Source organism: Polynucleobacter tropicus (genome assembly GCF_013307225.1).
Lineage (GTDB): Bacteria > Pseudomonadota > Gammaproteobacteria > Burkholderiales > Burkholderiaceae > Polynucleobacter > Polynucleobacter tropicus.
Genome location: NZ_CP028942.1, coordinates 406,676 through 427,785, shown reverse-complemented (window position 1 = coordinate 427,785; position 21,110 = coordinate 406,676). Strand labels below are relative to the sequence as shown.

Below are 21,110 nucleotides of genomic sequence, written 5' to 3'. Positions count from 1 at the left end.
AATCAGGCAAAATTGCGGCATGACTGCAAATTTAGTTGCCAACCCAAAGCTGAGCATTGTTATTCCCGTATACAACGAGGAAGATGGTCTCCAGGCATTATTTGATCGACTCTACCCCGCATTAGATGCGGTTTCTGCCAAGCGCAACATCTCTTATGAGATTGTGTTTATTAACGATGGCAGCAAAGATCGTTCTGCCGGCATATTAGCCAAACAAGTTGAGTTGCGATCTGATGTCACTCGTGCAGTTCTATTTCATAGTAATTTTGGTCAGCATATGGCCATCATGGCCGGCTTTGAATACGCCAAAGGTGAATACATCATCACCCTAGATGCTGACCTACAAAATCCCCCTGAAGAAATTGATGCGCTTACTGAGAAGCTGATTGTTGGACATGATTACGTTGGCACCATTCGCGCCGATCGTCGTGATAGCTTCTTTAGAAAATTTGCTTCACGCGCCATGAACCGCCTGCGCGAAAACATTACTCGCATCACCATGACTGATCAAGGATGTATGTTGCGCGGCTATAGCCGTCGCATTGTTGATCTTGTGCGTCAATGCGATGAAAGCAATACTTTTATCCCTGCACTGGCTTATACCTTTGCGGCGAACCCTGTTGAGATCACCGTCAAACATGAGGAGCGTTTTGCAGGTGAATCAAAATACAGCCTGTATCAACTCATTCGTTTGAACTTTGATTTAGTGACTGGGTTCTCCATCATGCCTTTGCAGATCTTCTCGATCCTCGGCATGCTACTCTCTCTTGCCGCTGGCAGCCTATTTGCCTACCTCTTGGTGCGTCGGTTTGTATTAGGTGCTGAGGTAGAAGGTGTCTTTACCCTCTTCGCGCTTACCTTCTTCCTCATTGGCGTCATGCTATTTGGCCTTGGTTTGCTAGGTGAATACATCGGACGCATTTACCAACAAATCCGCAATCGCCCTCGTTATGTTGTGCAAACGGTTTTAGAGAAAAAATAATTGCGCGCAGTTGTCTTTGCATATCACGATGTTGGCGTTAATTGCCTAAAAGAGCTACTCAAAGCTGGCGTTCAAGTTGACCTTGTCGTCACACATCAAGACGATCCCAATGAAAATGTTTGGTTTGGAAGCGTAGCCAAGCTCTGCGAAGAAAAAAATATTACTTACATCACGCCAAACGCAAGTGAACTAGGGAATCTTGTTCCACAACTTCAAACGCTTGCCCCTGATTACATCTTTTCGTTTTACTATCGCCACATGATTCCTGCGCAGATTTTAGAATGCGCCAAAATTGCAGCGCTCAATATGCATGGATCATTGCTACCAAAATATCGCGGACGTGCTCCGGTCAATTGGGCGATTCTCCATGGGGAAACTGAAACGGGCGCTACCTTGCACATCATGGAAGAAAAACCGGATGCAGGGGATATTGTTGGTCAGTCAGCAGTAATTATTGAATCCGACGAAACTGCCACCGATGTTTTTGCCAAAGTCAGCAAGGCAGCCGTCAACGTTATTCATGAGGCAATCCCCGCTCTTTTGCAGGGGAAAGTTCCTCGTAGGTCCAATGACTTGCAAAAAGGGAGCTATTTTGGTGGCAGAAAGCCCGCTGATGGCCAAATTCATTGGAATCAGACCGCCAAACAGGTCCATGACCTTGTCAGGGCAGTTGCACCCCCTTATCCAGGCGCTTTTACCGATCACAATGGCAAAACCATGATTGTTGCCCGCACCAGCCTTAAGGGTCCTTTTCCAAGTAAGCTCAATCTAGGGGATTTAGGCATCCAAGTGGTTGATAATCGGGTATTCGGCATTTGTGGTGACCAGCAAGCTCTAGAGATCTTGGAATGGTTTCCAGCCAACAAATACGAATAGATTTAGAAATAACAAATTCGATTAAAACGAGGCAGTAAAGATGAAAAAAGTACTCATTCTTGGTGTTAATGGCTTTATCGGCCACCACCTTTCAAAGCGCATTCTCGAGACAACCGACTGGGATGTCTATGGCATGGATATGCAGAATGATCGCTTAGGAGATTTAATCAATCATCCTCGCATGCACTTCTTCGAAGGTGATATCACCATCAATAAAGAATGGGTTGAGTATCACATTCGCAAATGCGATGTCATCTTGCCTTTAGTGGCGATTGCAACCCCAGCCACTTATGTGCAACAACCACTCAAAGTATTTGAACTCGACTTTGAAGCCAATCTTCCTATCGTTCGCTCCGCTGTTAAATACAAAAAGCATTTGGTATTTCCGTCAACCTCAGAGGTTTATGGCATGTGCGAAGACAGCGAGTTTGATCCATCATCTTCAAGCATGGTGTATGGCCCTATCAATAAACCACGTTGGATCTACGCTTGCTCTAAGCAATTAATGGATCGCGTAATTTGGGGCTACGGCATGGAAGGCTTACGCTTTACGCTATTCCGCCCTTTCAACTGGATTGGTCCTGGCTTAGACAGTATCTACACACCAAAAGAAGGCTCATCTCGCGTTGTAACGCAATTCTTGGGTCACATTGTTCGTGGCGAACCGATTAACTTAGTAGATGGTGGCGCCCAGAAGCGCGCTTTCACTTATGTTGACGACGGCATCGATGCCTTGATGCGCATCATCGACAATAAAAATGGCGTTGCTAACGGCAAGATCTACAACATTGGCAACCCAAAAAATAATCACTCTGTTCGTGAACTTGCCAATCAGATGCTTGATATCGCACGCAGCATTCCTGAGTACGCTAAAACAGCCAGCGATGTGAAGATTGTTGAAACCACCTCCGGCGCCTACTATGGCGAAGGCTACCAAGACGTTCAGAACCGTGTACCTGCAATTGACAACACAATGAGTGAGCTTGGTTGGAAACCAACCACGACTATGGCTGATGCGCTTAAGAATATTTTTGAGGCCTATCGCCAAGACGTGGAAAAAGCACGCTCATTAGTCGATAAAGAATAAGCAAATACACGATAAACATCAGGATTCATGGCCAAGATTGCTCTCAAGGTTGACGTTGATACCTTACGCGGCACAAAAGAAGGCGTTCCCAATCTAGCCAAAACCCTAGAGCGCTTTGGCTTAAAAGCCACCTTCTTATTCAGCCTTGGCCCAGACCATACTGGCTGGGCGCTCAAGCGGGTCTTCCGCCCAGGATTCTTGAAAAAAGTGAGCCGCACCTCGGTAGTTGAGCACTACGGAATCAAAACTCTGCTTTATGGCGTTTTGCTTCCTGGTCCAGATATTGGGAAAAAAACTGCTGCACAAATGCGCGCCATTGATCAAGCGGGTCATGAAACTGGTATTCATACTTGGGATCATGTCGCATGGCAAGACGCTGTTCGCCATCAAGATGCAGTGTGGACCAAAGCGATGATGCAAAAAAGTTGGGATCGCTTTATTGAAATTTTTGGGCATACTCCAGTGACATATGGTGCTGCTGGATGGCAAATGAATGATGCCGCTTTTGAGCAACTCGATCAATGGGGCATTCAATATTCATCGGATGGACGTGCCGAACCCAATCTCATACCTTACCGTTTAGCACTATCTTCCGGCAATGCAAAGCATGTTCAATATCCAACCACGCTACCAACATTTGATGAGCTGATTGGCATTGATGGCGCAGATGAGTTTGGTGCAGCGAACAAAATCCTGGAAATCACCAACAGCAACCCTAATGACCAAGTCTTTACTTTGCATGCGGAACTTGAAGGGCAAAAACTCTTGCCTGCCTTTGAAAAGCTGCTGATGGGATGGCTAAACCAAGGTCACGACCTAGTAACGATGGGCGAACTCCACCAATCCTGGAAAGCCACCAACCAACTCGATAAAATAGCTGTATTACCACTGACTTGGGGCGAAATACCCAACCGAAGCGGTGAATTGATTGTTCAATAGAAACTAACAATCTATTTAGAGACGCATTACAAAGAACCATTATTAAAAAGGAATCATCATGACAGTAGCTATAGGTAAACCCATTCCAGCATGTGCGATTCCTGCGACATCCGGACTTACCTTTACCCCAGATTCCGCTAAAGGGAAAAAACTGGCTCTCTATTTCTATCCAAAGGATATGACGCCAGGATGTACTGCTGAGTCTGGAGAATTTCGTGACAACATCGCAGCCTTTACAAAAGCCAATACTTTAATTGTTGGGGTGTCCCGTGATAGCCTCAAATCCCACGATAACTTTCGTAGCAAGTTAGAGCTTCCTTTTGAACTTGTAGCCGATACCGAAGAAAAGCTTTGCCAGCTATTTGGTGTCATCAAAATGAAAAATATGTATGGCAAACAAGTGCGCGGCATTGAACGTAGCACCTTCCTGTTTGACTCAAGTGGCATGTTAGTCAAAGAATGGCGCGGCCTTAAAGTACCAGGCCATGTGGCTGAAGTTTTAGAGGCTGCTAAAGCCGCTAAATGATTTTTACAACAATTTGATCTGAGGTGCTTGCAAACCCCAAAATTTGGGGTAAAGTGATCTACATGCACCGCAAACGACGGGAAAGTCTGACAATCCGTTTGAATCAACAGCCTGAGCAAATCACAGCAGGTACGGGGAATCACCCCCTCCATTTTTCTGATGCGCTCAAAACCAGTTTCGCAATAAACCGTCAATGCACTCCGCTTGGCGGTTTTTTTATTTTAGGAGAGTCTGCATGCCATTGCCACCCATCCCAACCCAAATTGCTGATCAAGTAAAACTGAGCCGCAAGGACACTCCTGATTTAAAGAAACGTCCTGCACAGGCAAAACCAGTTGCACTTGAAACAGCTGAATGGGTCAACGATGCGGAAGAAGATTTATCAGCAGCGGAAGTCGCCCTAGAAAAGATCAAAGCTGATCGTAGCCCAGTAAGAGGTGAAGGCAAGGCTAGCGCTCCAGCAAAACCAAAGCGGGTCATTCGTACAGGCCCTCCTAGCTTGTTTGTGCTTGATACCAATGTATTGATGCATGATCCAAGCTCTCTATTCCGGTTCTCCGAGCATGATCTCTACCTGCCAATGACCACCTTGGAAGAGCTGGACAATCATAAGAAGGGCATGACTGAAGTAGCTCGCAACGCCCGTACCGTTAGCCGTTCCTTAGATCAACTCATTGCCGGCACCAGCGGCACTTTGGATGACGGTATCCCGCTTAATAAGTTGGGCAATCAGGATGTTTCCGGTCGCTTGTATTTCCAGACCAAACTCTCGACCCAAGCTTTACCAGAAGGACTTCCTGAAGGCAAAGGCGACAACCTTATTTTGGCGGTAGTTAGCGAACTACAAAAAACACGCAAAGGGCAAGAAGTGGTGTTGGTATCCAAAGATATCAACATGCGCATTAAAGCGCGTGCACTAGGCTTACCTGCCGAAGACTATTTCAACGATCAAGTATTAGAAGATCGTGACTTAATGTATTCAGGCGTACTTTCCCTGCCTGCAGATTTTTGGCCAAAGCATGGCAAAGATATGGAGAGCTGGGCAGATACTAAATCAGGCACGATGTTCTACCGCGTTACCGGCCCTACCGTGCCAAGCATGTTGGTGAATCAATTCGTCTACCAAGAAAATCCTGACGGCTCGACACCCTTCTACGCTCATGTTAAAGAAATCAATGGCAAAACCGCCCTCTTACAAACCCTGCGGGATTTCTCTCACCAGAAAAACAATGTCTGGAGCGTGACTGCCCGCAATCGTGAGCAAAACTTCGCCATGAACCTGCTCATGAACCCAGATATCGATTTTGTCACTTTATTAGGTCAAGCGGGTACCGGTAAAACCTTACTGGCATTGGCCGCTGGTCTTGAGCAAGTGCTTGATAGCAAGCGCTATAACGAAATCATTATTACCCGGGCAACCGTTCCTGTTGGTGAAGATATTGGCTTTTTACCTGGAACTGAAGAAGAAAAAATGCAGCCTTGGATGGGCGCATTTGATGACAACTTAGAAGTACTCCAACGCAATGATGATGCTGGTGAATGGGGTCGCGCAGCGACTCAAGAACTCATTCGCTCACGCATTAAGGTAAAGAGTATGAACTTCATGCGCGGCAGAACATTTGTGAGCAAATTTGTCATCATTGATGAAGCGCAAAATCTAACGCCAAAACAAATGAAGACTTTAGTAACTCGCGCCGGCCCTGGAACCAAAATTGTCTGCTTGGGCAATATAGCGCAGATCGATACGCCATATCTGACTGAAGGTTCTTCTGGTCTCACCTATGTAGTAGATCGCTTTAAAGGTTGGCGCCATAGCGGCCATGTCACATTGGCCCGTGGCGAGCGCTCACGTCTTGCGGATCATGCTGCAGACGCGCTTTAAACAACCCCTCTTATGCCGCACTCTTCTTGGGTGCGGCATTTTTATTTGTACCTTGCTCTTTTTAGCGGGGTGCAGCACCTTTGGAGGCAAATCAAGCCAAAATAAAGTAGCTCAATTTAAGCAAGATACGAGTGTTGGTACCGAGGGTATCTCGATTGCAGCCATTGGGTTGGTGGATGTGCCCTATCGATATGGTGGCAATACCCCCAAAGGCGGCTTTGATTGCAGCGGTCTGATTGTTTACGTCTACAACAAAACTGCTGGTATCAAATTACCTCGCACCATTCAGCAAATGAGCACACAAGGCATTGGTATTGAAAACGGTCCACCTGCCCCTGGCGATTTGGTGTTCTTCAACACTACCGGCGAAAAGTATTCGCATGCAGGAATTTATGTTGGGCAAGGAAGATTTGTGCATGCGCCAAGCGCAGGAGGAACCGTGCGCCTTGATTACATTACATCGCCCTATTGGGCTGCAAAATTTACTGAGGCACGACGGATAGTCTCGAAGTGAGATTTTGTTAGAACGGCTCGTAGCCGCCTGATGAGTAACCAATAGAACCCATCGCCAAATTATCAAACTTGGTAAACGGACCTTGCCAGCTCAAACGCACTGTACCAATAGGACCGTTACGCTGTTTACCAATGATGATCTCTGCCACGCCTTTATCGGTAGTGGTATCTGGGTGATACACCTCATCACGATAGATAAACATGATTAAGTCGGCGTCTTGCTCAATCGCACCAGACTCACGTAAGTCAGACATGATTGGACGTTTATTAGGACGTTGTTCTAAACCACGATTCAACTGTGAGAGCGCAACAACAGGGCATTGCAATTCTTTTGCGAGAGACTTTAATGAACGCGAGATTTCAGAAATCTCAGTGGCACGATTCTCAGAACCCGATCCACTCATGAGCTGTAAGTAATCAATAACTACTAAGCCCAATGTACCACCAAAGTTTCTCGCGATACGACGTGCACGTGCACGCAATTCCAGACTGGATAGTGAACCAGTTTCATCAATCAAAATCTGTGTGTTACTTAGGCGTGCAATGGCATCAGTAACACGTGGCCACTCATCATCTTGCAACTTTCCTGTACGCATACGACCTTGATCAACGCGCCCTACAGAACCCAATAAACGCGCCGCTAATTGCTCGCCTGACATCTCCATAGAGAAGACAACGACTGGCAAACCCTCTGCTAAAGCAACATTTTCGGCGATATTCAGCGCGAAAGCTGTGTTGTGCGTAACAACATAATCATCAGTAATGTATGTTCTTTGGGGATGACTTACAGAAATACATTGAGCTTGAGCTACTCTAGATGGCTCAATACTCTTGAATGTCAAACGACGTTGACGATCCCAGCTTGCTCTCAATCTTTCCTTCTTTTCAGGCAAGGTAAAAGCCTGGAAACCGGCTTCAAAGCTCATATTCAAAACATAGGTCAAACGACCCTGTTTCTTTTCGCCTTGATAGGTATAACTAGACTGCTTGGTTGCGATTGAGCAGAAACCGCCTAAAGATCTCGCTAAGGTAGCAACATCCTCTGATAGTTGTTTGCTTGCAGTACAAAAACGAATTGAGCCCCACTTTTCAATCCAGCCATCTGTGTCCATCAGACCTTGGAATAATGCGAGGCGAGCATTCTTATTGGCCTCTAGATAGCTTGCAGGAATAAATTTATCAAAACTTCTGCAGCCTAATACACCCACATCTTCTAGAGCAGCCCTGAAATAATTTTTAGAAACATACTGCCTAGTACCGTTTGCAGCAATTCTCTCTTTGGAAACAATTCGCCAGTCGTAGGCACCCGCATGCACCATCTCCATCTCATACCCAGCAAGCATATTCATGCGCTCTACAAGCTCAGGGGATTTGGTAGAAAACGTCACGGAACCATGAGATAAAGCCAAAGTGCCGTCACCCAACAATGCGCCTAATACCCATGGATGAATTGGTAATGCATTGGAGTGCCCAAAATCTCCAGAGACTGGGTCAATCCATAATCTATTTTTGTAGCGTACACACTGCAACATTTCTATTAAACGTTTAGTACTAACCACACGAGGCTCAGACCAATCGCGATACATCACACGCCATAAATGTTCATCACAACACTCAGCCTCGCGACCATCCGAAAGAGTAACTTTGTAGATCTGCTTAATACCCTGGGGATATATGCCAGTGACCATAGAAAACTGACCATCAACTGATGCCAAACGATCACCAAAACGAAGATCGCCCATCAATTTCCAACCATCAATCGTTTTGATCTTTGCGTCTAGTGGCTGAGCTTTACCCATTGAGGGTCTCCCAGCAACAATTACCAAGTCGCCTTTTTGCAGGCCGCTAGTTTGTTTATCTAAGTCAATAAAGCCGGTAGCGATACCGGTAATGTCGCTGCCACCTTGACGGTTATATAACTCATCAATTCTGGCGACCACGCTTTTTAAGAGCGGCTCAATCTCAAGGTAATCCGCCTTGCGGCTACCTTCTTCGCCAATTTGCAAAATACGAGACTCAGCTTCATCCAAGAGTGTTCTAACAGTGCGCCCCTCTGGAACAAACGCAGAGTTCACAATACTGTCAGACACTTCGATGAGGCGACGCAAAATACTGCGATCACGAACAATATCGGCATAGCCTTTAATGTTCGCAGCGCTTGGTGTGTTTTGCGCTAAAGAATTTAAATAATCAATACTGACTAAATCACCACCCTGTTCAGACTTAACGGCGTCATAAACCGTAATGACGTCAGCGGGATGATTGTCGCTAATGAGGCGAGCAACAACCTTATAGATCAAAGCATGCTCAGGGCGATAGAAATCTTTATCGTTTAATACTCCACCTAGGTTATCCCAAGAAGAGTTATCAATAAGTAGGCCACCGAGCAGTGATTGCTCGGCTTCTACAGAATGCGGGGGTACTTTTAAGGCCTGCACAACTGAATCCCCAGAACCCATCATGCCAGGGTTCAACGTAACGGTACGTGAGCGGGATTCAGCCATGAGGCTAGTGTATTACTTAAGCTTGCTCGCCGATTACACGGATTGTGATATCAGCGACAACATCGGTATGCACTGCTACCGCTACTGGGTGATCACCAACCATTTTCAATGGGCCTGTTGGCAAGCGAATTGATGACTTCTCAATTGTGAAGCCTTTAGCTTTCAAAGCATCAGCGATGTCATGATTGGTTACAGAACCAAACAAACGACCATCAACACCTGCTTTTTGAGCAACTTCTAAAACCAAGTCCTTAAGCTTCACGCCAACAGCTTGCGCAGCAGCCAACTTCTCAGCAGCCAACTTTTCCAACTCAGCGCGACGAGTTGCGAAATCAGCAATCGCTGCTTCAGTCGCACGACGAGCTTTACGTTGTGGGATTAAGAAATTACGAGCGTAACCGTCTTTAACGCGAACTACGTCACCGAGGTTGCCCAAGTTTGTTACTTTTTCTAAAAGAATGATTTGCATTGAGGGCTCCCAATTATTTCTTATGTTGATCAGAGAATGGCAACAAAGCCAAGAAACGGGCACGCTTAATAGCAGTGTCTAACTGACGCTGATACTTAGCTTTTGTACCTGTTAAACGAGCAGGAGTGATCTTGGCGTTTTCGCCAATAAAGTCCTTCAATGTATCTACATCTTTGTAATCAATCTGTTCTACGCCAGCGACAGTGAAACGGCAATAACGCTTACGCTTGAACAATGGGTTCTGAGCAGGCTTCTTTTTGAAATCGGGTTTCTTTCCAAACGCCATGATGATTTCCTTTTAACTTTTTAATTGAATATGGGTAATATGGAAAACAAGTCTTTGATTACGTAGAGTCTTCGGGGCTAAGAATCCCTCGAACACCGCCTCAGCTCCTAAATCCATTCCTTCAAGATCCTTTTGTATCGGACCGATCGTAATGGCTTCAACATTCATCTGAATCTTCCTAGCTACTCCTACCTCATTTGCTTGGCCGCTATGTTCTAGCTGGCAATGCATTACAGGTATTCCTGCTGGTGTAAATCGAATCGCGTCTTTAGATACCAAGATTGCAGTGAGGGTGAAATGATTCAACGCCGCTCCGCTTCTCTGATACGTTTTCTAGTCTTTGTATTCCTCTTCAAATCTCTAACTTATTCCGCCGCTACTGGAGCGTCGGCTTGAGCTGATTTGCGCGCTTCTTCACGTTGCACTTCTTTCATCATGATGGAAGGCTCTGTTTCGGCTTTCTTTGTCTTGATGATGAGGTGACGCAAAACAGCATCGTTGAATTTGAACGCATGCTCGAGCTCTTCCAAAGTTTTTTGGTCGCACTCAATGTTCATGCAAACGTAGTGGGCTTTTGCAAGCTTGTCGATCATGTAAGCCATCTGACGACGACCCCAATCTTCAATACGATGAATTTTGCCGCCCGCAGCTGCTAATGTAGCTTTGTAGCGATCGATCATCGCTGGCACTTGCTCGCTTTGGTCCGGATGGACGATAAAGACGATTTCATAATGACGCATCAAACACTCCTTAAGGGTAAAGTCACCTGGGCGTCTTGCTAATTTCTGATGGTTGCGAAATTAGCGCCAGTGTGACAAGGTAGTAACAAATTGTAGATACTGCTTACAACAACTTTACAGCCACTTTTCAGTGCTCACCTGATTTCAGGCAAGACCGCTATTCTAGCAAAAAAATCCTGCCAAGTCAGGGATTTACCGGAGGACTTAGCCTGTTTTTCAGCATTTAAAGCCAGTTGCAGGGCAATTCTAGCTTTGGGCGCAGAAAACTTACCTGCAGCCAAACAACCTTCAAAATCTTTTTCTGGAATATTGGGCAAGACCAGCCCAGCCCCAGAACGAGAGGTCCTTACCACCGCAATTCCCTGTTTTGAGGCATTAGATAAGGGTTTGAGCCATTGCTCGTGGAGATTTCCCATACCAGTACCTGCTAGCACCAAGCCCTGCACCTTGCTTCCCAGCCAAAGATCGATAGTTTCAGGGCGTGCGCCAGCATGGCTAGTCAAAATCTCAACCCAGGGCCACTCATGCCCCCGGGGAATAGGCAAATCCTCAGCCCAAGCTGCCTCAACAGCCTTCACACCCGACAACCAAGAGGGGTTGATGAGTCTTAAAGGACTGCTAGGGGAAGACTGAATAGGGGCAATTAAGGCGGTGGTATGACGCTTTGCCAAGTCCATTGCCATACAAGCGCGACCCCCAAAAACGGCATAAATACCCCCTGGACAATTGTCCAAAGGACTTGCTGCCCATTGAATTGCATCCAGTAGGTTGCTAGGGCCGTCGGCATTGGGCGCATTGGCAGGCAACATGGCCCCTGTCAGCACCACTCTTTTGCCTAAATTTTGTGCAAATTTACCGCAAATCAGTTGCAGAAATAGGCCAGTTTCCTCAATCGTGTCAGTTCCGTGAGTGACCACTATCCCTTTAACCTTTGTGTTTTCGAGGGCCTCCCTAACTGCATTGCCCAAAAGCACCAAAAGCGGCTCAGTCAAGTTGCAGCTATTGATATTGGCAAGCTGCTTTGATATGAGGCAAACACCATCCGGAATGGCAGTTTCAATATGGTCCAACAAAGAGCCGATTTCAACCTGACCTGCAGCGTATTGGAGGGGGTCTTTGTCTGGATTTGAAGCCAAACCCGCAATCGTTCCGCCCATTCCCAAAACAAGGATATGGGGAGTATTTTCTGAATGGTCGTGAATTTGACTCATCACGCCATTATCCCCTTTAAATCACTTGAATTCAGAAAAAGTGCTGTATACAATCCCAGTATGGACATAAACACAGTCGATTACTCAGAGGAGCTGACTGCCCTCCCTAAATTAACACCTCGTCAAAGCGAGATTTTGGATCTCATTACTAAGGCGATTGATGAGAGTGGCTTACCACCAACGCGAGCAGAAATTGCAACGCAGTTGGGATTCGCTTCTGCAAACGCAGCCGAAGAGCATTTGCGCGCGCTTGCGAAAAAAGGATACATCGAACTTACTCCAGGAACTTCTCGCGGTATTCGTATTCCACAACGCTTTAATCAAACTCAACACGCGAATAAATATCGTCAACTTTCTTTACCTTCAGGCGCATTACAACAACTCACGCTGCCGCTAATTGGTCGTGTTGCTGCAGGTTCACCGATCATGGCTGTTGAACATATTGAAAAGCAAGTTCCGATTGATCCAAGCTTATTTAGCAAAGGCGCCGATTACTTATTAAAAGTAAAAGGCATGAGTATGCGTGATGCAGGAATTTTGGATGGCGATTATTTAGCAGTTAGAAAAACAACTGAAGTTCGCAACGGTGATATCGTAGTTGCGCGTCTTGATGATGAAGTAACTGTAAAACGCTGGCAACAAAAGAAAACTGCCAACGGTATGGTGATTGAGTTACAAGCCGAAAACCCAGACTTTAAAAACATTCTTGTAGACGGTCGTCAACCTAACTTTGCGATTGAAGGTCAAGCTGTTGGACTCATTAGGGCTGAAGGCCTATAAGCGTAGTCAAGCTTAAGTTAGAAATAAAAAGCCTCCGCACTGGAGGCTTTTTTATTGGATATCTTTTGTTTCTATTTTTTCGCTTCTACCCTTACTACTTACTTCTTGCTTGGTGCGATCACATTCGCATTCTTAGGAGATGAAGTGATGGTGATTAGTGTCTTTGGACCCGTCATGGATCCTTCGTTTAATTCCACAGTAGCGGTGCGATCACCCTTGGTGAATACCAAGATACTGGTTTTTGTTTTTACTGCACTCACTGTTGTCCAGCCCGCGCGTGGATACTCAGATTGAAAGAAGGCATAAATATCGGTTGGTGACTGCACACCAGAAAGTACCACTCGACCAACCCAGCTATCACCACGACCAATAATCAATGAATCCGCCCCAATAATTTTTGAGGCAGCAGGCAATGGCATATCGCCCAGTAACTGAGTTTGGATTTCTTGAACTTCTTGAGGCGTTCCAGTAGGTGAGTCGCCAGAGCTTGCACAAGCGCCCAATAGAGCAGATAAAAATAGTGCAAGTGCGCTGAGTTTCAAGGAGTGCATGATATTCATCTAATTAATTCGCTTTAAAGAGTGTGCGACTTTCTTATACATACTGAAAGTATTTTAGGTGCTACACCCTTTTCGTCAAGTGAAATCACTGGAGGCGCGTGAGGGAATCGAACCCCCGTACGAAGCTTTGCAGGCTCCTGCCTAACCACTCGGCCAACGCGCCAGATCCTGAATCAAAAATGGGAAGCTTTGAAGAGCTTCCCATCGAACTTGGAGCGGGAAAGGAGGTTCGAACTCCCGACCTATACCTTGGCAAGGTATCGCTCTACCAGCTGAGCTATTCCCGCATAACAGGGCGATAGTTTAACAAACAATCCGAAAGAAAGCATTTTTCCTGCATAAAGGGAAATATTGACAGCTTAAATGAGCCCGCCAAGCCTTGCTGCACGGGCAATAAGAGAATTAATCGATTTTTCCGACTAATTGCGGCAGGGCTTTCTTGAGGTAATAAAACATGGACCAAAGCGTTAAAAAGGCAGCAACCCAAATCAGCCATGTACCTAACTTTGCGCAATCAAGCCAACCAAACAAAGTGTCATTAATTAATAAAAAAGGAATTGCCACTAACTGTGCGGTGGTTTTTAGTTTGCCGACCATGTGAACAGCAACACTTTTGCCTGCGCCCAGTAAAGCCATCCACTCTCTTAAGGCGGATATCGTAATTTCTCTACCGATGATGACAAGTGCTACCCACACCTGAACGCGATCCATATTCAGCAATACCAATAAGGCAGCAGCCACAATTAATTTATCGGCAACGGGATCCAAGAACTGACCAAAAGCAGATTCTTGTTTTAAGCGACGCGCCAAAAATCCATCTAGCCAATCTGTAATCGCTGCAGAGATAAATATGACTGCAGCAATGATATTTTTCTCAAACGGAGTGAACCAAGAATTCGGGAGATAGAAAACCACTACCAATAGAGGAATGGCTGCTACACGCAACCAAGTCAGGGCAATAGGTAGATTGAATGGCATGACACAAGCATAAACTAAATACGCAATGAAAAACTTAAATTAGCAATCAGTGCAACTGACGATAAATTTGCTCTGCTAGTGTGAGGGATACCCCTTCTACGCTAGCGATTTCTTCAATACTGGCATTAGCGACTCCTTTAAGCCCTCCAAATCTAGCCAAGAGCTTTTGACGGCGCTTTGCACCAATACCCTCAATCTCCTCAAGACGTGAGACCGTCCTGGCTTTGGCGCGTTTGGCACGCATTCCAGTAATTGCAAAGCGATGAGCTTCATCCCGAATTTGCGCAACCAATAAAAGTGCGGCGCTATCAATCCCCAATTCCAAAGGCTTGCGACCGTCAGCAAAAATTAAGGTTTCTAGACCCACCTTGCGTCCTTCGCCCTTTGCTACACCAACAATCAAGCCCACATCCATGCCAAATTCTGTCAGCACTTGTCTTGCCATCTCTACTTGACCTTTACCGCCATCAATCAAAATCACTTGAGGCATCTTTTCTGGGGGGAGCTCCTGAAAATTAGCATACCGTCTTTGAAGAACTTGGCGCATCGCTGCATAGTCATCACCTGGGGTAATGTCATTGATATTGAAGCGACGATACTCGCCAGATTGCATTGCGTTCTTGGCATAAACCACACATGATGCTTGCGTTGCTTCACCAGAGGTGTGACTGATATCAAAGCACTCAATACGCAGATGTTCCAAGCCCTCTAAATCCAATCCCAATACATCTACCAAAGCTCTTGCTCTAGCTAGTTGTCCACCCGTTTCAACTAAGCGCTTAGTTAATGCAATCTTCGCATTACCCTCGGCCATCGCCAACCAATGGCGACGTTGGCCTTGAGGCTGATGTAAGAAAGTAATTTTCTTGCCAGCCTGCGCGTTTAATAAATCATGCAAATCCTCAGGCAGATCATCGCTAGATTGACGAACATCATCACCAGCACTTTTCAAAGGATGATTTAAGACAAGAACAGGCGGAATTAAATTAGCACCAGCTCCATCATTCGCTGCATCTTCCAAATAATGTTGCGCAATAAATGCTTCCAGAATTTCTGATGGTGGCAGAAGGTCACCCGATGCCGTGCGCAACCCTTTCGGAAAGTAAGCTCTATCACCTAAATGACGACCGCCTCGAACCATTGCCAAGTTGACGCAAACCATGCCTTCCATTTGCGCGACAGCAATGATGTCAACATCGCCCTCACCATCGGCAACTGCATCCATAGATTGTTGCTGCAAGACACTGGAAAGATCAGCAATACGATCTCGCAGAACCGCTGCCATCTCAAATTCCATTGCTTCACTATGGGCATGCATTTCTTTTTCAAGCTCAGATAGAACGCGACGATGATCGCCCTCTAAAAATCTTGTGGCTTGGGCAACATCTTGGGCATATTGCTCAACGCTGAGGCGCCCTACACAAGGGGCGCTACAACGATGAATTTGATGCAATAGGCAGGGACGACTTCGGTTCTTAAATACAGAGTCCTCACAAGTACGCAAACGAAATACCTTTTGCAAAATCTGCACACTATTGCGAACTGCCCAACTATTAGGGAAAGGTCCGAAATACTGATTACGCTTATCGACCTTACCGCGATAGGAAGCTAAACGCGGGTACTCATGGCCAGTTAACATCACATAAGGGTAAGACTTATCATCCCTAAATAAAATATTAAAGGGCGGAGCCAACTCTTTAATGAGATTGTTCTCTAGAATAAGGGCTTCAGTTTCAGTACGCGTTACGGTTGTTTCATAGCGAGCAATTTTGCCCACCATCAATTCAATACGAGGCGATAACTGGGTACGCTGAAAATAACTAGAAACGCGTTTTTTAAGGTTACGAGCTTTGCCTACATACAGAATATTTCCCGCTTCATCAAAGAAGCGATACACCCCCGGCAATCCGGGTAGCCGTTTAACATCCTGCTGAAGGGTTTCAAAAAGCGAATTACTCATGCGTTGGGATATTTTCTGCCAAATCGTAGACAACTATGGTGATGCCGGTGTTTGCTGGCGTCTAGCCCGTAGCTTATCAAGTCTTCATCAGCAAGAGGTGCGGATTTTCTGTGATGATCTACCAACCTTGAATCTAATCGCTTCAGGCACTGATGCAAGCGTTAAAGAACACATTGACATACAGCCCTGGGAAGCCAGCTTTAGCAACGCAAGGCATCCCGTTCAAACCCCAAATGTGGTGATTGAGGCGTTTGGGTGCGACCTACCAGAACGCTATCTAGCAGGTCTATTTATCGCGCCTGTTAAACCCATCATCATTAATTTGGAGTATTTGAGCGCGGAACCATGGATTTTGGATTTTCATGGCAAGGCCTCACCTCAATCTCACGGCATATCCAAATACTTTTTCTTCCCAGGCTTTCAGAATGAAGCAGGCGGCATCTTAATTGACCCCGTTCCATCCGATGGCGAAGTAAGCAAAGCGAATATTCCAACCGCTCTTAAAGAGACCTGGTCAAAACTTCGCGCGAATGCAAAACGTATCAGCGTGTTTTGCTATCCAGGAGCCCCATTACGTAAATGGCTTGAAAACTTGGGCTCACTCAATGAAGATATTGATGTATTGCTAACGCATGGCCATGCTGAACAATTAAGCCTATATGGCCAACAAGCATTTCAACTGCCAAGCAATCTGCAATTGCTATCTATTCCATTTGTTTCTCAGGATGAGTATGACTGGGTGTTATCTCAATGCGATTTCAATATCGTGCGGGGCGAAGATTCTTTTGTTAGAGCGCAGTTAGCAGGCAAACCCTTTATTTGGCACATCTACCCACAAGAAGATCGCGCCCACGAAGTCAAATTAGCAGCCTTTTTAGACCTCTATCTTGAAGAAGCAGATCAAGAATTACGCTTAGCCATCATTTCCGCAATGACATGGACAATGCCTAGCGAGTGGTTTGGAATGCTTAATCAATGGAGCATCTATGCCAAAGACTGGCGTACCCAGCTGCTCAAAAAACAAGGGGATGGTGGCTTGGCAGCCCGTCTATTGCGGTTTACCAGCTAAACCCAAGCAATAAAGCACTGCGGGCGGTTACAATCTTGTTTTTGATAAAAACCGCAGAAAGCACTCTGCACCCAGGAATAGCAAGATGAAAACAGCACAAGAACTCCGCGTTGGTAACGTAGTGATGATCGGCACTGATGCCATGGTCGTTTTAAAAGCAGAATACAGCCGCTCTGGCCGTAACTCTTCTGTTGTCAAAATGAAATTTAAGAACTTGTTAACTGGCGCACCGAATGAAGGTGTTTACAAAGCTGATGATAAGTTTGATGTGGTGATTTTGGATAAGAAAGAATGCACCTATTCTTACTTCGCAGATCCAATGTATGTATTTATGGATGGTGACTACAACCAATACGAAGTTGAGTCTGAATTCATGGGTGATGCATTGAACTACCTCGAAGAAGGTATGCCTTGTGAAGTAGTGTTCTACGAAGGGAAAGCCCTTTCTGTAGCAATGCCAAATTCACTCGTTCGTGAAATCACTTACACAGAGCCTGCAGTAAAAGGCGATACCAGCTCAGGTAAAGTATTGAAGACAGCAAAACTGGCTACTGGCTATGAATTGCAAGTGCCTTTGTTCTGCAACACTGGCGATAAGATCGAAATCGATACTCGCACTGGTGAATACCGTAGCCGCGCTAACTAATTACTTAGTTAGTAGGTTGTAAAAAACAAAAAGCCCGGCATGCCGGGCTTTTTTCTTAATAGCAGTTAACCCAATCAATCAGCTAATCAACTTTAAATGCTGAAGCAATCCCTTGGCGTGCTGATACTGAGCTTCATTCTGCAATTCAGTCCATGAGGGTGCCGAGCTATTGGGCATCAATTTATTTAAACGGATGGCCGATTCAGCTTGTTTTGTTTTAGAGACCTTGAGCTTACTGAGTAGCTGATCAGCTAAGTCAGGGCGATTACAAATGAGCACGGCATCACATCCAGCATCTAAAGCCATCTCCGCGCCCTTTACTACTGATCCTGCAACGCTAGCGCCTTCCATGGAAAGATCATCGCTAAAGATTACCCCTTCAAAGCCAAGCTCTTGACGTAACACAGAGTGCAACCAGATCTTTGAGAAGCCTGCCGGGTTCTGATCAACTTTTGGATAAATTACATGTGCTGGCATAACCGCGGCCAAACTCAGATCAAGCCATTCATAAGGCTTTGCATCGTCATTCAAAATTTCTTGGAGTGAACGCTCATCCACTGGAATAGCTACATGAGAGTCTGCTTCTGCCCAGCCATGACCAGGAAAATGTTTTCCGCAGTTAGCCATGCCCGCTAAACGAAGACCTTCATTTAGACTCTTCGCCAATGCAAACACAATTTGCGGATCACGACTAAATGAACGATCCCCAATTACGCCACTGCGACCGAAATCTAAATCCAAAACTGGTGCAAAGCTGAAATCCACTCCACATGCACGAAGCTCTGTGGCAAGCACATAACCACAAGCAGTAGCTGCCGCCATCGCCAACGCGGCAGACTCTGCGGCATGGGTAGATTTATGTTTAGCAAGCCAAAGCTCACCCAATTTACGCATCGCTGGCAGGTGTGTGAAACCATCTTCTCTGCAACGCTGAACCCGTCCGCCTTCGTGATCAATTGAAACCAATACGTCAGGGCGAAGTTTTTTAATGTCCGCAGTTAATTTAGTAAGTTGTTTGCGATCTTTGAAATTTCTGCCAAACAGAATCACGCCACCTGTAAGCGGATGCAGAATGCGGCGGCGATCTTCAGCATTTAATTCCTGACCCACAACATCCAAGGTAATGGGGCCCGGCTTCATGATCGCTTTACTCATTGATTCCTCTTGTGATTTTGCTTGTTACTATTGTTTGGTTTAATTTTGTATCTTGCTTCTAAGTCTTATTTCTGAGTCACGATAACATGTGCAATCGCCATATCTTGCTCATCGCTCACCGTAACGTGAGCCTCCCAGTTTTTATCCTGCATGAATTGGGCTAAAGCACCTAAATAACTAGTTACAGGCTTACCGCTAGCCTCATTCAAGGTTTGCAAAGAACGCCATGTCATAGGCATTCTCATTCCTAAACCAATTGCTTTTGAGAAGGCCTCTTTAGCAGCAAAACGCGTCGCTAAAAAGGCGATGCCCCGCTTGTGATTTCTGGCAAGACGATGCTTGAATACCAACATCTCATCAGGGCCCAGTATCTTTTCAGCTAGACGGCCATTGGTACGATCATAAGCAGCTTGTAAGCGCTCAATCTGCAAAATATCGGTGCCAATACCGACAATCATAGAGCTGCTTTTCTGCCCTGGTCCATCAAGGCTTTCATATCCTTGATCGCTTGTTGCCAGCCTTTGAATAAAGCTTCTGCAACAATGGCATGTCCAATGTTTAATTCTGATAGCTCGGCAATGCCCGCAATGGGCATCACATTACCCTCATGCAATCCATGACCTGCATTGACTCTCAAACCAATACCGTTCCCAAACTGCGCCGCCTTCTTAATGCGCAACAACTCAGCCTCTTGTTGAGCACCAAATAAATCAGCATAACGACCCGTATGCAATTCCACTACGGTGGCGCCCACATCTTTAGCAGTCTGAATTTGCTTTTCTACTGGGTCGATAAAGAGTGATACCCGGATGCCAGCCTCTTGCAATTGCTTGGTTGCCGCCTTGACGAGCTCAAATTTCCCTAAAACATCAAGACCACCTTCGGTAGTGACCTCTTCGCGTTTTTCTGGGACCAAGCAAACATCGTGAGGCTTGACCTTGCAAGCGATGTCGAGCATTTCAGGGGTAATTGCGCACTCGAGATTCATGCGCGTTTTAATCAAGGGTCGCAAAGCGATTAAATCGGCATCCTTAATATGACGGCGATCCTCACGAAGGTGCAAAGTAATCAAATCAGCACCTGCATCTTCCGCCAATTGCGCCGCTTTAATAGGGTCTGGGTAAACAGTGCCCCGAGTATTACGCAAGGTTGCCACGTGATCGATATTGATTCCCAGTTCCAAAGGATTCGCTGAAGTCATATCAGTAGATTACTAGATTTTCTTGAGATCAATCAGAATTTGACGCGTAGTCAGTACTTGATCTTGCAAATGCAATCCTAGAAGAAAGCGCATTAATTGCTTACTTTCAGAAAGGGTTGCTGGATCAGAAAAATCACCAACCGCTATTGCCAATAAAGATCTGCCAGTCAGCACAGGCCAATGGCCAGGGTCATCCACCTGAATAGGTCTGACACCCTTTTCTGGTTGATATACATATTGACCATCATGAATCGGCGCTTCATTGGTTTCCACACAGCGATCAAGAGCTGCCGCATAACCCGTTTCCTGCAGCAGCGACAATTCAAATGGACGCAGAATTTCTTCTAAACTTTTTGACTCTTCAAGAGCCGATAGGGCATTAATAGTTTCGGCATAGCGATCGTAGAGCTTTTCATATTCATCTTCGCGTGCCAAGAATTTCACCAGCAATTCATTGAGGTAGAAACCACAAAGAAGTGCATCGCCCACTAATGAAGGCATACCACCTACCCACTCAGATTTGGTAAGGGTGCGCAACTCCGACTTACCGCTCCAAGAGACCAAGAGCGGCTGAAAACGCTGTAATACCGGTCTTAATGTCGAATGAGGGCGCTTTGCCCCTTTGGCGATGAGCGCCATGCGGCCATGCTGTCGCGTAAAGACATCCAAAATGAGACTAGTTTCTTTATAGGGAATACTGTGCAATACAAAAGCGGGTTCGTCTGCAACACGAATAGAGGCCATAG

The 21,110-nt window shown here is 45.8% G+C and carries 22 protein-coding genes, 2 tRNA genes and 1 pseudogene; 10 read left to right on the top strand and 15 right to left on the bottom strand.

Annotation, left to right across the window (positions count from 1 at the left end):
• Positions 1–19: 19 nt before the first annotated feature.
• The 7 genes and pseudogenes from DCO17_RS02270 to DCO17_RS02240 all read left to right on the top strand — a co-directional run.
• Complete coding sequence (locus DCO17_RS02270) at positions 20–982, top strand: glycosyltransferase (protein WP_173955192.1); 963 nt, start codon at positions 20–22, stop codon at positions 980–982.
• A complete protein-coding gene (locus DCO17_RS02265) occupies positions 983–1,858 on the top strand; it encodes a formyltransferase (RefSeq protein WP_173955191.1) in 876 nt (291 codons plus the stop codon).
• Between the two features lie 40 nt (positions 1,859–1,898).
• A complete protein-coding gene (locus DCO17_RS02260) occupies positions 1,899–2,945 on the top strand; it encodes a bifunctional UDP-4-keto-pentose/UDP-xylose synthase (protein WP_173955190.1) in 1,047 nt (348 codons plus the stop codon).
• Between the two features lie 27 nt (positions 2,946–2,972).
• On the top strand, positions 2,973–3,884 hold the full coding sequence (locus DCO17_RS02255) for a polysaccharide deacetylase family protein (RefSeq protein ID WP_173955189.1): 912 nt from the start codon (positions 2,973–2,975) through the stop codon (positions 3,882–3,884).
• 58 nt (positions 3,885–3,942) lie between these two features.
• A complete protein-coding gene (locus DCO17_RS02250; RefSeq protein WP_173955188.1) occupies positions 3,943–4,410 on the top strand; it encodes a peroxiredoxin in 468 nt (155 codons plus the stop codon).
• Positions 4,411–4,645: 235 nt separating this feature from the next.
• Positions 4,646–6,292, top strand: a complete 1,647-nt coding sequence (locus DCO17_RS02245) for a PhoH family protein (RefSeq protein WP_173955187.1) — start codon at positions 4,646–4,648, stop codon at positions 6,290–6,292.
• Positions 6,293–6,416: 124 nt separating this feature from the next.
• Positions 6,417–6,794, top strand: a pseudogene (locus DCO17_RS02240) (C40 family peptidase); the annotation flags it as partial.
• A gap of 19 nt (positions 6,795–6,813) precedes the next feature.
• On the opposite strand, the gene dnaB reads toward DCO17_RS02240, so the two are convergent.
• The 6 genes from dnaB to DCO17_RS02210 form a co-directional block, all read right to left on the bottom strand.
• Positions 6,814–9,264 carry a replicative DNA helicase gene (gene dnaB, locus DCO17_RS02235; protein ID WP_367652086.1) on the bottom strand — a complete coding sequence of 817 codons (2,451 nt, stop codon included), beginning with the start codon at positions 9,262–9,264 and terminating at the stop codon, positions 6,814–6,816.
• A 61-nt stretch (positions 9,265–9,325) separates the two neighbouring features.
• Positions 9,326–9,778, bottom strand: coding sequence for a 50S ribosomal protein L9 (gene rplI, locus DCO17_RS02230; RefSeq protein WP_173955185.1), 453 nt, complete (start codon positions 9,776–9,778; stop codon positions 9,326–9,328).
• A 13-nt stretch (positions 9,779–9,791) separates the two neighbouring features.
• Positions 9,792–10,064 (bottom strand): 30S ribosomal protein S18, encoded by a 273-nt coding sequence (gene rpsR, locus DCO17_RS02225; protein WP_076022861.1) that lies wholly within the window; start codon positions 10,062–10,064, stop codon positions 9,792–9,794.
• Between the two features lie 12 nt (positions 10,065–10,076).
• Complete coding sequence (priB, locus tag DCO17_RS02220) at positions 10,077–10,370, bottom strand: primosomal replication protein N (RefSeq protein ID WP_173955184.1); 294 nt, start codon at positions 10,368–10,370, stop codon at positions 10,077–10,079.
• Between the two features lie 59 nt (positions 10,371–10,429).
• Complete coding sequence (gene rpsF, locus DCO17_RS02215) at positions 10,430–10,804, bottom strand: 30S ribosomal protein S6 (RefSeq protein ID WP_173955183.1); 375 nt, start codon at positions 10,802–10,804, stop codon at positions 10,430–10,432.
• Between the two features lie 134 nt (positions 10,805–10,938).
• The gene (locus tag DCO17_RS02210) at positions 10,939–12,015 is read right to left on the bottom strand and encodes an asparaginase (RefSeq protein WP_173955182.1); all 1,077 of its coding nucleotides are present in this window, start codon (positions 12,013–12,015) and stop codon (positions 10,939–10,941) included.
• A gap of 60 nt (positions 12,016–12,075) precedes the next feature.
• On the opposite strand from DCO17_RS02210, the gene lexA reads away from it, so the two are divergent.
• Positions 12,076–12,795, top strand: a complete 720-nt coding sequence (gene lexA, locus DCO17_RS02205; RefSeq protein ID WP_173955181.1) for a transcriptional repressor LexA — start codon at positions 12,076–12,078, stop codon at positions 12,793–12,795.
• A 98-nt stretch (positions 12,796–12,893) separates the two neighbouring features.
• Here lexA and DCO17_RS02200 read toward each other — a convergent pair whose 3' ends face one another.
• The 5 genes from DCO17_RS02200 to uvrC form a co-directional block, all read right to left on the bottom strand.
• Positions 12,894–13,346, bottom strand: coding sequence for a hypothetical protein (locus DCO17_RS02200; protein WP_254598799.1), 453 nt, complete (start codon positions 13,344–13,346; stop codon positions 12,894–12,896).
• 98 nt (positions 13,347–13,444) lie between these two features.
• Positions 13,445–13,518: transfer RNA gene (locus DCO17_RS02195), tRNA-Cys, on the bottom strand.
• A 48-nt stretch (positions 13,519–13,566) separates the two neighbouring features.
• Positions 13,567–13,642 (bottom strand) — tRNA-Gly (locus DCO17_RS02190).
• 115 nt (positions 13,643–13,757) lie between these two features.
• Positions 13,758–14,333 carry a CDP-diacylglycerol--glycerol-3-phosphate 3-phosphatidyltransferase gene (pgsA, locus tag DCO17_RS02185; RefSeq protein ID WP_173955179.1) on the bottom strand — a complete coding sequence of 192 codons (576 nt, stop codon included), beginning with the start codon at positions 14,331–14,333 and terminating at the stop codon, positions 13,758–13,760.
• 46 nt (positions 14,334–14,379) lie between these two features.
• Complete coding sequence (uvrC, locus tag DCO17_RS02180; RefSeq protein ID WP_173955178.1) at positions 14,380–16,293, bottom strand: excinuclease ABC subunit UvrC; 1,914 nt, start codon at positions 16,291–16,293, stop codon at positions 14,380–14,382.
• Here uvrC and earP point away from each other — a divergent pair.
• Together earP and efp are read left to right on the top strand one after the other, a co-directional pair.
• The gene (gene earP / locus DCO17_RS02175; protein ID WP_173955177.1) at positions 16,292–17,362 is read left to right on the top strand and encodes an elongation factor P maturation arginine rhamnosyltransferase EarP; all 1,071 of its coding nucleotides are present in this window, start codon (positions 16,292–16,294) and stop codon (positions 17,360–17,362) included. The genes uvrC and earP overlap by 2 nt on opposite strands.
• A gap of 85 nt (positions 17,363–17,447) precedes the next feature.
• Positions 17,448–18,008 carry an elongation factor P gene (gene efp, locus DCO17_RS02170; RefSeq protein WP_173955176.1) on the top strand — a complete coding sequence of 187 codons (561 nt, stop codon included), beginning with the start codon at positions 17,448–17,450 and terminating at the stop codon, positions 18,006–18,008.
• A gap of 78 nt (positions 18,009–18,086) precedes the next feature.
• Here efp and nagZ read toward each other — a convergent pair whose 3' ends face one another.
• The 4 genes from nagZ to recO all read right to left on the bottom strand — a co-directional run bounded on the left by nagZ (position 18,087) and on the right by recO (position 21,108).
• A complete protein-coding gene (nagZ, locus tag DCO17_RS02165) occupies positions 18,087–19,163 on the bottom strand; it encodes a beta-N-acetylhexosaminidase (protein ID WP_173955175.1) in 1,077 nt (358 codons plus the stop codon).
• A gap of 65 nt (positions 19,164–19,228) precedes the next feature.
• Positions 19,229–19,621, bottom strand: coding sequence for a holo-ACP synthase (acpS, locus tag DCO17_RS02160; RefSeq protein ID WP_173955174.1), 393 nt, complete (start codon positions 19,619–19,621; stop codon positions 19,229–19,231).
• Positions 19,618–20,364 (bottom strand): pyridoxine 5'-phosphate synthase, encoded by a 747-nt coding sequence (locus DCO17_RS02155; protein WP_173955173.1) that lies wholly within the window; start codon positions 20,362–20,364, stop codon positions 19,618–19,620. The genes acpS and DCO17_RS02155 overlap by 4 nt, the downstream gene beginning before the upstream one ends.
• Positions 20,365–20,376: 12 nt before the next feature.
• The gene (recO, locus tag DCO17_RS02150) at positions 20,377–21,108 is read right to left on the bottom strand and encodes a DNA repair protein RecO (protein ID WP_173955172.1); all 732 of its coding nucleotides are present in this window, start codon (positions 21,106–21,108) and stop codon (positions 20,377–20,379) included.
• Between the last annotated feature and the right edge of the window lie 2 nt (positions 21,109–21,110).